The following is a 12688-nucleotide window of genomic DNA, read 5'->3' on the forward strand; positions in this document are numbered from 1 at the left end:
CCGCTGTGCAAGGAGGTGGTGCGGTCCTGCTGAGTGCGGGGAGCTACGCGGTGGCGTCGCCGCCACTGCGATCCAGCCAGGTACTGAGGGCGGCGGCCACTTCGGCGGCGTGTTCGTCGACCATCGAGGCGTGCTCGCCGGGGACGCAGTGGAAGGTCAGCTCCGCGGGCCACTCCGAGGAGAAGGGACTGTCCTTCGGGTGCAGGTAGAGGGTCGGGACGGCGGGATCGCCGGGCGGCGCCGCGTCCAGCATCCGGTGGTACGCGGCCAGCGCGGTGAGGTGCTCCATCGCGATCAGGCTGCGTCCCGCCGGGTCGGTGACAGCGCTCTCGAAGTCCGCGAAGAAGGACTCGGGCACTGATGCCATGTGGCGTGGGCTGTCCAGCAGGACCAGACCGGAGACCGGGTGCCCGTGCTCGGCCAGGGCCTCGGCGAGGACCGCGGCCAGCGTGCCCCCGGTGCAGTGCCCCAGCAGCAGGTACGGCCGCTGCGGATCGGGTTCGGGCAGTGCGCGCACGAGGGCTTCGAGGACCGTGGGCAGATCGGCCGGCAGCGGGTCGGCCGCATAGCCCGGGAGGCCGGTCGTCAGCATGCCATGGCGGGCGTCCAGTTGCCGCGCCAGCCGCTCGTAGGGCGAAGTGCCCGGCGCTGTGGGTATCGGAGGCAGCAGGAGCATCGTGGGCGCTCCCGTTCCGGCACTCAGCCTTTCCCATCGTACGGAGTTCAGGTCGTCGGCGTCGCCGGCGAGCCGGCGCCGGTCAGCGGCCAGGTGCAGCAGTCGTAGCGTCCCCAGGCGGTCACCGGCGCGGACGCCGGCCGCCACCTTGTCGAGGAAGGCGTCGTCCCTGCCTGCCGGTGAGGCACCGGTGACGAGTGTGTCCAGGTGCCGCGCCAGAGCGGCGGGAGTGGGGTGGTCCATGGGCGCCGTGGCGGCGAGGCGCAGGCCGGTGGCGTTCTCCAGCCGGGTACGCAGCTCGACCGTCGCGAGGGAGTCGAAGCCGGCATTGCGCAGTGTCTGCTCGGCACTGACGTTCTCGAAGGAGGAATGACCGAGGACGGCCGCGGCGTGGGTGCGGACGAGTGTGGTGAGCGTGGCGATCCGCTCGGTGGCCGGCCGGTTGCGCAGCTGTTCCGTGTCGAGTTCACGCGAGGCTGCGGCGCCGACCGCAGGCGTGGCGGCGGGCCTTCGCCGATGTGCGAAGGCGTCGGAGAACACCTCGGGCAGCGTGTGCTCGCCGGCGGCGGCCTGCGCGGTGACGGCGAGGTAGGGAAGGTCCAGGTCCAGGGCGGCGTCGAAGCCGGCCAGCGCCTGCCGGGTGCTGGTCGGTGCGAGACCGAGCCGGGCCAGCCGGGTGCGCTGCTCCCGGCTCAGCTCCGCGGTCAGCCCGCTGGTCTCCTGCCACAGGCCCCAGGCGATCGAGATGCCGGGCAGGCCCTGGTGGCGCCGGTGGTGTGCGAACGCGTCCAGGAAGGCGTTGGCCGCGGCGTAGTTGGCCTGACCGGGGTTGCCGACCGTGCCGGCGAGACTGGAGTAGACGACGAACGCGTCCAACTCCAGGTCCCGGGTGAGTTCGTGCAGGTTCAGGACGGCGTCGGTCTTGGCCCGGAGGACTTCGTCGAGATGGCGCGGGGTCAGGTCCGTCAGCAGCGCGTCCGCGAGCGCCCCGGCGGTGTGGACGACGGCGCCGAGCGGGCGATCCTCGGGAATTGCCCGGATCACCGTCCGCAGCGCCTCCAGGTCGGCGGCGTCGCACGCGGCGATGGTGACGTCGGCCCCGTGCGCCTCCAGGTCGCGGCGCAGGTCCTCGGCACCCGGGGCGGCGTCGCCGCTGCGGCTGAGGAGCAGCAGGTGCCGGACGCCGTGCGTGCCGGTCAGGTGGCGGGCGAGCAGCCCGCCCAGCGCTCCGGTGCCGCCGGTGATCAGCACGGTCCGGCCAGGGTCGAGGGGCGCCGGCTGGGTGAGGACGACCTTGCCGGTGGTCTGCCCCTGACTGAGAGCGCGCAGCGCCTGCCGCGCGTGGCGGATGCTCCACCGCTGGGTGGGCAGCGACACCATGGCGGGATCCCCGAACGGGACCGGCGGGTCGTAGGTGCCGGCGATCAGCATGCCCGGCAGGTCGAGGTACTCGTAGCCGATGTCCGGGAACCGTGCGGCGATGCCCTCCGCGACATGGCTCTCCTGCCGCCCCATGTCCAGGTAGCGGCCGCCGGACCGCAGCAGTCGCAGCGACGCGTCGAGGATGTCGCCGGTCACGCTGCCGATGACGACGTCGACGCCCGTGCCTCCGGTGGCCGCCCGCAACTCGGTCTCGAATTCCGTGGTGCGGGAGTTGGCGATCCGGTGGCGGGGCACCCCCATCGCGTGCACGACGGCCTGCTTGGCCGGGCCGGCGGTGGCGTAGATCTCGGCGCCGCACTGCTGCGCGATCCGCACCGCGGCCATTCCCACCCCGCCCGCCGCGGAGTGGATGAGGATCTTCTCGCCGGCCCGCAGCCCCGCGCGAACGACCAGCCCGAGGTGGGCGGTGGCGTGGACGATCTGGCTTCCCGCGGCCTGGACCAGCGACACTCCGTCGGGGACCCGCTCCAGCTGTGACGGCAGGACGTCGGCCACCGGGCCGTAATAGCCCTCGAACTCCGGGAGCTTGGGCGGCAGCAGGGCCACGCGGTCCCCGCACTGCCACCCGGAGACGCCGGCGCCGGTCTCGGTGACGACTCCGGCGGCCTCGAAACCCAGGTAGCGGCCCTTGACGAGGCCCAGGGCCACCATGGTGTCGCGGAAGTTCGCGCCCGTGGCCACGACGCGGACCCGGAGCCTTCCGGCTGCCACGGGTGCGGCCAGGTCCGGCTCCGGCGCCGGGCGGACGGCTTCCAGCGTCCGCTGAGGCGAGGGCAGCAGCCGCCACGGCATGTCGTCGGCCGGGAGCTGCAGTGCCTCGTCGTCGTGGGCGGTCACCAGCCGGGGCAGCAGCAGCCTTCCGTCCCGCGATGCCAGGGTGCGGTGCGGCGCCGCGAGCACCGAATGCAGGACGTCGGTGCTCACACCGCCGTGGTCCGTGTCGAGCAGTTGGACCCGGCCGGGGAACTCGTTCACCGCGGAACGGGCCAGCCCCGCGCAGGCCGCCCCGGCCAGATCCAGTACCGGCTCCGCGAACGTGGTGGACTCCGCGCGGCACGTCAGGATCAGCAGGCGGGTCCTCGCCCAGGGCTCGTGGCGCAGGAATGCCTGCAACTGCGTCAGCAGGACGCCCAGCCGTTCCCTTGTCTCCCGGGCGAGTCCGGCGCTGTCCACCCGATTCTCCTGCGGGCCGCGGCAGTCCAGCACCACCGCCCCGGGTACGACGCCGGTGGCGGCGAGTGCCGCCACGTCCGGGTGGGTGTCCGTCACCGGCAGGTCCGCTCCCGTGGTGACAGCCGCCAAGGTCACCGCGGCCGGCTCGGCGGCGTGGTCGGCTTCGTACGGCCGCCAGGAGGCCCGGTAGGCGGAGCGGTCGGCGGCGGCCAGCAGTGCCCGCAGGTGACGTGTCGACACCGGGCGCAGGCGCAGGCCCTGGATCCGCACAACCGGCCTGCCGGTGTCGTCGGTCGCGGTGAGATCGACGGCGCCGTGTTCGGTCATGGTCATCGTGGCCCTCAGGACCCTGGCGCCGCGCGCGAACACCTTCACGGCGGTCATGGCGTGGGGCAGGCGGGTCGTACCGCCCTGCCCGGTCATGACGAGCGCATGCAACGCGGCGTCCAGCAGCGCGGGGTGCAGGGCGAAACCGGCCGGGTCCTGGTCTCCGGGGAGCCGGACCTCGGCGTGCACGGCGCCGCCCTCGCCGCGCCAGACGGCCACGAGGTTGCGGAAGGCCGGACCGTACTCGTACCCCCTGCCGCGCAGGTCGCGGTAACAGTGAGTCAGATCCCAGGCTTCGGCGTCCGCCGGCGGCCAGGCCGCCGTAGCGGCCGGGGGAGCGTGCAGGTCCCCGGTGGAGGCTTCGGCGTGCCTGGTCCACTCTCCGGCGCTGCCGTGCGGGCGCGAGTACAGCGCGAGGTGCTGTCGGCCTTCGGCGTCCGGCGCGGTGCTGTGCACCTGGATGTCGACCGGCCCTTCACCGAGCACCACCGGTGCGTGCAGGACGGTGTCCACGATGCCGCGGGCTCCGTCGGCGTCGTCGCTCGACTGCGCGAGCAGTTCGACCACGCCGGTGGCGGGCAGCAGCACGGTGCCGTGCACGGCGTGATCGGCCAGCCAGGGATGCTCGGCCAGGGCCAGCCGCCCGGTCCGTACGACGGATCCGTCCGGCAGCGGGAGCGCCGCGCCCAGCCACCGGTGCTCGACGCGGTCGAGACCGGCCGAAGCCACGTCGAGTGCCGGGCCGGCCTGGGACAGCCAGAAGCGGCGGTGCTGGAACGGGTAGCCGGGCAGCCCGACGCTCCGGGCGTCCGGGTACAGCACGCTCCAGTCGATCTCGACGCCCCGGGCGTGGGCGCTGGCGAGCGCGTCGAGGAAGTCGGACAGGCCGCCGTGGTCGCGCCGCAGCGAGGAGCACGCCTGTCCCTCCAGCCCGGCGTCGGCGAGCAGGTCCCGCAGCGGCCCCAGCAGGACGGGGTGCGGCGAGATTTCCACGAAGGTCCGGTGACCCAGGTCCAGTGCGGTACGCACGGCTGTGTCGAAGACCACCGGCCGACGCAGATTGCGGAACCAGTACGCCGCGTCGAGCTCACCCGCGCCGATCGGCTTTCCCGTGGTCGTGGAGATCATCGGTATCGCCGGGGCCTGCGAGACGACCTCCCCGAGATCGGCCAGGACGACGTCACGGACCAGGTCGACATGACGGCTGTGCGATGCGTAGTCGACGGGTACCTGGCGCGCCCAGACACCCTCGCGCTCGCAATGGGCCAGCCATTGCAGGACCGAGTCCGGATCGCCCGCGACCGTGCTGGCCGCAGGCCCGTTGCACACCGCGACCTCGACGTTCAGGCCCCACTTGTCCACGAGGTCGCGAACCCGCTCCGCCGGCAGGGCGACCGACGCCATGGCACCCAGGCCACAGATCTTGCGCAGCGCGGCGCTGCGCAGGGCCACCACCCGGGCCGCGTCCTGCAGAGACAACGCGCCGCAGACGTACGCCGCGGCCATCTCACCCTGGCTGTGTCCGATCACCGCGGCCGGACGCACTCCGTGGGCCTGCCACAGGTCCGCCAGCGCGACGTACACCGCGAACAGTACGGGTTGCACCACGTCGGCCTGTTCGAGCGGCGGCGCCCCCGGGCTCCGGCGCACTACGTCGGCGACATCGAAGTCCACCCACGGATGGAGCGCTCGGGCGCACCGCTCGAACGCCTCGGCGAAGACGGGCGACTCCCGCAGCAGCTGGGCCGCCATTCCCGCCCACTGGGCTCCCTGGCCGGGAAACACGAACACCGGGCCCGACACCGCCTCAGCGGTCCTGGCACGAGCGACACCGGCCGGAAGCGCGGCCCCCTCGTCGGCCTCGGCCAGCGCGTCGAGCCCCGCCAGCAGTTCGGCGACGTCCGATCCGGTGACCACGGCGCGTTCGGCCAGCGGACTGCGCGTCGTCGCAAGGGAGTAGCCCACATCGGCCGGATCCCCCTGCTCCGCGCGGACCGCCGAGGCGAGCGCCCGGGAGAGGTCACGGAGGCCGTCGGCCGACGCGGCGTAGAGCGGCCACAACAGCCGCCTTGGGACCTCACCACGAGGGCGCGGCGTGGGCTGCGGCCGGGCGGGCGCTTCCTCCACCAGGACGTGGGCGTTCGTCCCGCCGATGCCGTAGGCCAGCACCCCCGCGCGTCGGGGCCGCTCGCCGCGCGGCCACGGGCGCGCCCGGTGCAGCAGGCGCACCCCCTGCGACCAGTCGACCGATGCCAGTGGCCGCTGCGCGTGAAGCGTCGCGGGCATCCGCTCATGGCGCAGCGCCAGCACCGCCTTGATCAGCCCGGCCATGCCGGCCGCGGCCTGCGTGTGCCCGATGTTCGACTTGGCCGAGCCGATCCACACCGGAGCCTGTGCCTGGTGCGCGGCCCCGTAGGCGGCCGCCAGCGACGCGGCCTCGATGGGATCGCCGACCTGCGTTCCCGTGCCGTGCGCCTCGACGAGGTCGACGTCCTGGGGCCGCAGTCCGGCGTCGTGCAGCGCCTCCGCGATCAGGGCCTGCTGGGCGGCGCCGTTCGGCACGCTCAGCGCCTGGCTGGCACCGTCCTCGTTGACCGCGCTTCCCCGCAACAGGGCGAGCACGGGAAGGCCTTCGGTGACGGCACGCTCTAACGGCATGAGCACCAGCGCGCCCACGCCCTCGGCCGGCGCGAATCCGCGACGCTCCTCCGCGAACGCACGGCTCAGCCCGTCGTCGGCCAGCGCCCCGATCCTGGCCATGTAGACGAGCAGTTCGGGCCCGGCCATGACCGAGACACCGGCGGCCACCGCCATGTCGCACTCGCCGGCTCGCAGCGCCTTGACCGCGAGGTGAGTCGCCACCAACGACGACGAACACGCGGTGTCCACCGCCATCGCCGGTCCGTTCAGACCCAGCAGATACGAGATCCGTCCGGCAGCGACGCTCGGCGCCAAGCCGGTCGACAGATGGCTCTCCAGCCCCGATGTGTCGGTGGTCCCGTTGCTGCGCACATAGTGGCTCTCGAAGATCCCTACGTAGACACCGGTTCTGGAGCCCAGCAGCGAACGCGGAGCGATTCGGGCGTCTTCCAGGGCGTGCCACACCCCTTCGAGCAGCAGGCGCTGCTGCGGATCCATCGCGGTGGCCTCCCGCGGCCCGATGCCGAAGAAGGCCGCGTCGAAGCCGGCGGCGTCGTCGAGGAAACCGCCCCGCCGTACGTACGTCGTTCCCTCTGCGGTGGAATCCTCGCTGTACAGCCGATCGAGGTCCCAACCCCGATCGCCCGGCAAACCGGACGAGAAGTGCCTTTCCTCTGCCAAGAGGTCCCAGTAGTCGTCAGGAGACTGGATGCCTCCCGGGAAACGGCACGACATTCCCACAATGGCGATTGGTTCCGCCGCGGAAAACTTCACTAGTACTCCGATTCCACTGAGCGCTTACCAACGCGGTCGAGTCAGCGGCGGACCGTGTGCCGGAAATAGAAAAGGAGAGTTCGGTGAGTCACAGAGAATGTCCCTCACGACACCGATAGGCACCAGCCGTTCGGAAATGCCGAGCACGGATTTCACGACTGCCGTGACCGCGTCGCCACTGTAGTCCACCAAGCCACCCAGGGAACACGTGAACGCATTGAACTGCCCTAGTGGGCAATGGTCGTACCCTCCCGTCCTGGCACGACCGGCCTCTCCATCTGCCCCCAGTTCCCAGAACGAAAGATATACAATGCGGCGACAACAATTCGGCAACCGTCACCTCATGGGCCCGAGGCCACGGCAGGCGGCCGGAGTGCTCCGCTTCGGACACGCGGACAGTTGCTTTGGCGTTCACCGAGGGATGGCAATCGCCATCCACACACCGCCCCGCCTCACAGCCACCACAGGCCGCTCCAGGCCGACGGCGCCACCTGGGTCTCCGGCGGCCCCTCGCAATGCCCCCTTGGCGTGTCCAACAGCCGGCTCCACTACGGCGATGTCGACCACGACAACCGGGAACCTCTTCGCCGGAACACCCCCGGCTTGGACCGCGCCCAGGTCCATCACCTTCGAACGGCCCCTCAGCCACGAGGGACATCCGACGCAGCGACACGGCATTCGAAGGCCGATCGCGGCACCGGTCGACTCGCCAAGGGGTGACTGACCGTAACAGCCGTACGCTGACAGACTCGCGCCAGCACCACCTACCCTGCACTCCTGATCATTGCCTCCGCCGGGGAGAATCCGGGGAGTATGCGCCGCCCCGGGGAGGACGTGGGGAGAATCGACTGCATAACGAAGCATGACCACGAAAGATGCCGAAAGGGCCACCTGCGCAAGCCAGAAGCGACAGTGGGCCGGTTATCTCAGGTCAGAACCTCCAGGGAGGCAACTTCAAGAAGATCTCTTCTTGGGCGGCCATCCTGTTCGCCCCGGCCCTGGTCGGCACGATCTACGGGATGAATTTCCGGGAGATGCCGGAGTTGCGCTCATCTGCTGGCGAGGCCCGCCACAACAGGCCCTGGCTCGCGCTTCCCCTCGGTAGCCACGGCACTTGTGCTGGTCGGCCAGGTGTTCCGGACCGGGTTTGGGCGCAGGTGCCGTGGCTCGGATGTTGGGTTCGACCTGCTGGTCAGTGGTCGAGAAGGGCGAGGCGGATGGCTCGTTCGACGTGGGCGGCGGTGTTGGCGTAGCCGTGGGCGTTGGGGTGGACAAGGGTGACGCGCTTGTTGATGGGAGCGCAGTTCAGGAGAGTGCCGGGAAGCTTGGAGGGCCAGTAGTCCGCCGCGTCGCCGCAGATTCCCTCGACCCACTTGGTGCCCGCGGGCTGGCAGGCGTCGTGACCCACGCTGGAGGAGTAGACGTCGACGTAGCGGTCACCGAAGAACGACGTGACCCGCTGGATCGTGTTGTTCAGCTGCTTGAGGACGTCGTCCCGGAGCCAGTCGATGTCGGCGTGCTTGATCGAGCCCAGCTCGGTGAGGGAGAGGCGGTTGCAGGCGCTGCCCTCCTGCGGCAGGATCGCCGGGTAGCCGACGGTGATCACCTTGGCGTTGGGTGCGGCCTCGTGCACCTTGGCCAGCATTTCGATGTACTCGTCCTGGACCCGGGCGAGCTTGTCCTGGATGCTCTCCTCCCCCTCGGGAGGACTGGTGTAGTACTCGTGGCAGGACTTGCCGATCGTGGCGCCCAGTTCGAGGCACTTGAGGAGCATGCCGCCGAAGGGCAGGCTGTTGCCGCCGACACCGATGGTGACGATGTCGGTCTGGTCGTTGAGCTTCGCTCGCTGGATCTGCGGGTCCACTGCGGGCCAGCCTCCGGCGGGCGGCTGGACCGGGCTGATCGGCGTCTGCTTGGCCGTGGCGATGTCGGCAATGGTGGCGTTGCCGCAGCTGACGTTGGTCAGGTGGACGGGCTTGCCCGGCGGGAACTCGTCGAACTCCCGGTCGACCACGCCGGGGTAGGCGTCGCTGGTACGGTCACAGCCGTCCCGCGACGCATCGCCGAGCGGGGGCTGCGGGTGCCCGACGAACCCGCCGGCGGTGTACGAGTCACCCAGCGCGGCCCACTGATAGTGATCAGCCGCACCGGCGAAGCCCGCGGGCACCACCGCGGACACCGCCAGCGTGAGCCCCACGACCAGGGCCCTCGCTCGCAGGCGGGAGACGGGGTGCCGCATGGCTCCCCAAGGACGGGCCGGCAGAGCCAGGGCTGCCAGTCGGCCCATGGATGTCGAACGCATCTACGCTCTCCATTCACTCCATGTAGTCATGTGACTACGGAATGAAGGTAGGTGCGGGCATGCCATCGTCTGACAGGTGCGCCGGGTAAACCACCCGCACGTAGGTCCTGAGGTTCTGGGCCACGGCGAGTGCGCCGGGTGGCCAACCCCTGACAGCGACGAGACGTGCTGCGGACAGCCGACGTTGTCGGACCGCACTCGGAGGATCCGGGTGCCCGAGGCCGCCTCGTCCTGAAGCGGTTCCTTAAGGGCCTCGGTGGCTCGCCATGCCCTCTACGCGGCCACGGCGGCTTGGGAGGTCCGAGCAAGCAGGGTGCCGATGGCGCCGCGTCCCTTCCCGCCCGCCTCGGGCATGAAGTGGGCGTAGTAGTCCAGCGTGATGGTCGGGCGGGAGTGCCCCAGCCAGCGGGCTGGGGTGACCACGGACTCGCCCGCCTTCCGCAGGGGGATGACACCAGCCGCCGCGAGCGCGGGCTTCCACACGTCGACGTCGAACATGTCGGCACGGAGGGCGTTGCCGTACGTGGTGGTGAGGATGAGTGGGAATTTCTTCCGCTCCCGTTCCTCCTCCGGGCCTCCCCAAGGCAGTTCCGCCTCCACCGCAGGGAACTCCAGGCCGCCACCGCGACCACGCCGCGATCATCGCCGGACAGCTGTGGGTCCTGCGCCCGGAACACGGGCACACGGACGGAGAGACGGACCTCGCTCAACTCGGACGACAAGCGGTACCTCCACATCGTCACGTGGCACCAGCACCAGCAGATCAACCGACCCAGCAAGCGCCGTCTCCCCGGATGCCCTGGGGATGGCGGTGATCGTGCAGGTCAGGAGCGTCTCACGGAGTCTTCCGTGAAGAAGCAGGGAGGGCTCCGCGCAGCGGACGTGAGCCCTCAGGCTACGGATCTAGGACCTAGGACCTAGGATCATGGGTCTGGGAAGTACCCCTTCGGGGGCGCGAGCGCCCCCGCGCCCGACAGCGTCTCGGCCCAGCAGCTGATCGCCGAGTACGCCGCCGCATGCGCCCACCGACCGCCGGAAAGCCGCCGGAAGGGGTCCTGGGCCATCTCGGCCGCGAGGTGCGCGAACACCTCGACGAAGGCATCACGGCCACCCACACCTCCGGGCGGGGCTGGTGCGGCACCGCGTCAAGGGGCTGCATCCCAGCACCCTTCCGAGTCTCGTCCATGAGGCCATGAACGCCGCGCCCAAGCAGGTTCACCACGGAGTGGCCCGCTGCCCGACGGACTGAGGCGGTTGAAGCCGGGCGACGGCACCGCCGCCTCCCGCGACGTCCTGCGCCGGCGAGTCCGCCGCGCTGTTGCCGCAGCGGCCGACGAGACCGAGTTCTTCGCCCTCCTGGACGCCACCGGCGTGACCGTGCGCCTCAAGCGCGGCCCATCCGGTGACGCACTCGGCTGCAACTTCGCCCTGCCCGGCGACACCAACGATCAGGGCGAGCCGGTGTTCTACGCGGGCTCCACCCTCGCTCCCGACCTCTCCCTCCCCCGAATCCGACAACGCCTCGCCGCTGCCAGTCCCCAACCGGTGCCCTCCCCCGGCCCGGCAACCCATGGGTGGAGCGTGTCGTGCGGAGGCCGGGTGCGGCGGGGCCGCCTGGTGCAGTTCGGCGAGCTGCGCCCTGCTGAGATCGCCCACGAGCTGTTCGTGGCGGGTGGAGATCATGCGCATCACCGAGCCGCTGGGGCTGAATGACGGGACGCTGTGGCAGGCGCGGCTTCCGGTCTGCGGGATCGCCTGCCGCGATGGCTCGCCGAAGGTGTCGGAGCAGGTGATGTCCTTGCCGGTGACCTGTCGGCGTTCTTCGGCTGCCTGCCCGTAGGCGGCGGACACCGCTGCCGCGCCGCGCTGTTCACGCCGCAGGGGCCCAGTCCCCTCATGGGCAGCGGCCTGAGAGGGCCGCGCCGCTCGGTGATGAGATGCCCGGATACCCGCCCGGCGGGAAAGCGCGGGCTCTCCATCGGTGACGTACCGGCCTCAAGGTTGTTCGGCCCTCAGGAATCACCCTTCGCCTCGCGCTCCGCCGGGGGTGGCGGTGCCGTCGTCGCCCGTGGGATCAGTGTCGTGGGCAGGACGATGTGCTGTTCGCGGTCGGTCTCGGTGTCGTCGATCAGTTTCAGGGCGAGTTCGCCGGCGACGCGGCCCATGTCGGAGGGTGACTGGGCCACGGTGGACAGGTCGAACCACTCGGCGGTGTCCTGGTCGTCGAAGCCGACGACGGACATCCGCTCGGGGACCTGGATGCCGGTCTTGCGGAGGGTCCAGATGACGGAGACGGCCTGCTCGTCGGCGTCGGCGAAGATCGCGGTGGGCGGTTCGCGCAGGCTGAGCAGGTTGCCGACGGCTTCCATGGTGCCGCGCTTGTCGCGGGGCGGGATGGTGACCACCAGGTCGTCGTCGAGGGGGATGCCCGCCTCGGTGAGCGCCTGCCGGTAGCCGAGGAGGCGGTCGCGGGTGCTGAAGCTGAAGCCGCGGGCGCCGACGGTCTGGGCGAAGGCGATCCGGCGGTGGCCGAGGTTGAGCAGGTGGCGGGTGGCCTTGCAGGCACCGGCCACGTCGTCGACGTAGACGCTCGGGCGGCCCTGGACGTGCTGGCTGACGTAGATGACCGGCATTTCGAGGTCGTCGAGGCGGGCGGTCTCCTCGGCGGTCAGGTCGAAGGAGAAGACGAGCAGCGCGTCGGCGTTGCGGCGGGCCGGGAGGCGTTCGAAGAACGCGGTGCGTTCGGCGAGGTCGGGGATGACGTAGACGGTCATCTCCAGGCCGGCCGCCCGCAGCAGCGGGCCCAGGCGGGAGAGCGCCGCGCCCATGAACCACGCGTCCAGCGTGGGCACCAGCACGGCGATCGCCCCGGTCTTGCCGGTGACCAGGCTCGCGGCATGCCGGGAGACCGCGAAGTTCAGCTCACGCGCGGCCTCCTCGACCCGGGCACGGACGTCCGGGGCCACCGATGTCAGGCCGCGCAGGGTGCGCGAGACGGTGGACGGGGAGACCCCCGCCCGTTCGGCGACGTCGGCCATGGTGGGCAGTCGTTGAGCTGGCGGCATGAGCGGAAGTTAGCACAGATTCACGCCTCCGCCAGATGCCTCGTGACAGCGCTGTCTCGCCCATTCAGGCGAGTTCAATGGGCGGTTTTGCCCGTATATAAGCTGCATGACCCACCCAATCCTCCCCGTGCTACCGGGAAGTTACGGATTGACTTCCGCCAGATGCACTCCTACGGTGCAAGCGTTGTCTCAGCGGAGTCGGAGCCGTCACCGCGAAGTCATCCCTCAAGGCTTTGACCTGCGTGTTTGATCAAGAAAATGCCGTGACAGCACAGTCTCGTAACAGAG

5 protein-coding genes and 2 pseudogenes are annotated in these 12688 nt (G+C 70.8%); 3 read left to right on the forward strand and 4 right to left on the reverse strand.

Annotation, left to right across the window (positions count from 1 at the left end; genetic code table 11):
- Positions 1-43 precede the first annotated feature (43 nt).
- On the reverse strand, positions 44-7033 hold the full coding sequence (locus tag ACGFZS_RS23525; protein WP_393796779.1) for an SDR family NAD(P)-dependent oxidoreductase: 6990 nt from the start codon (positions 7031-7033) through the stop codon (positions 44-46).
- Between the two features lie 941 nt (positions 7034-7974).
- Between ACGFZS_RS23525 and ACGFZS_RS23530 the strand changes: the two are divergent.
- Positions 7975-8094: pseudogene (locus ACGFZS_RS23530) on the forward strand (CorA family divalent cation transporter); the annotation flags it as partial.
- Between the two features lie 131 nt (positions 8095-8225).
- Here ACGFZS_RS23530 and ACGFZS_RS23535 read toward each other — a convergent pair.
- Together ACGFZS_RS23535 and ACGFZS_RS23540 are read right to left on the reverse strand one after the other, a co-directional pair.
- Positions 8226-9335: an SGNH/GDSL hydrolase family protein gene (locus ACGFZS_RS23535; RefSeq protein WP_393653961.1), complete on the reverse strand. Its 1110-nt coding sequence runs from the start codon at positions 9333-9335 to the stop codon at positions 8226-8228.
- A 273-nt stretch (positions 9336-9608) separates the two neighbouring features.
- Complete coding sequence (locus ACGFZS_RS23540) at positions 9609-9935, reverse strand: hypothetical protein (protein WP_393796780.1); 327 nt, start codon at positions 9933-9935, stop codon at positions 9609-9611.
- Between the two features lie 591 nt (positions 9936-10526).
- On the opposite strand from ACGFZS_RS23540, the pseudogene ACGFZS_RS23545 reads away from it, so the two are divergent.
- Positions 10527-10909 (forward strand): annotated as a pseudogene (locus ACGFZS_RS23545) (mobilization protein); the annotation flags it as partial.
- A 107-nt stretch (positions 10910-11016) separates the two neighbouring features.
- The gene (locus ACGFZS_RS23550) at positions 11017-11175 is read left to right on the forward strand and encodes a hypothetical protein (protein ID WP_393653963.1); all 159 of its coding nucleotides are present in this window, start codon (positions 11017-11019) and stop codon (positions 11173-11175) included.
- Between the two features lie 172 nt (positions 11176-11347).
- Here the strand turns inward: ACGFZS_RS23550 and ACGFZS_RS23555 are convergent, their stop codons facing one another.
- The gene (locus ACGFZS_RS23555; RefSeq protein WP_393653965.1) at positions 11348-12400 is read right to left on the reverse strand and encodes a LacI family DNA-binding transcriptional regulator; all 1053 of its coding nucleotides are present in this window, start codon (positions 12398-12400) and stop codon (positions 11348-11350) included.
- Positions 12401-12688 lie beyond the last annotated feature (288 nt).

Source organism: Streptomyces sp. NPDC048288 (assembly GCF_043201555.1).
GTDB lineage: Bacteria > Actinomycetota > Actinomycetes > Streptomycetales > Streptomycetaceae > Streptomyces.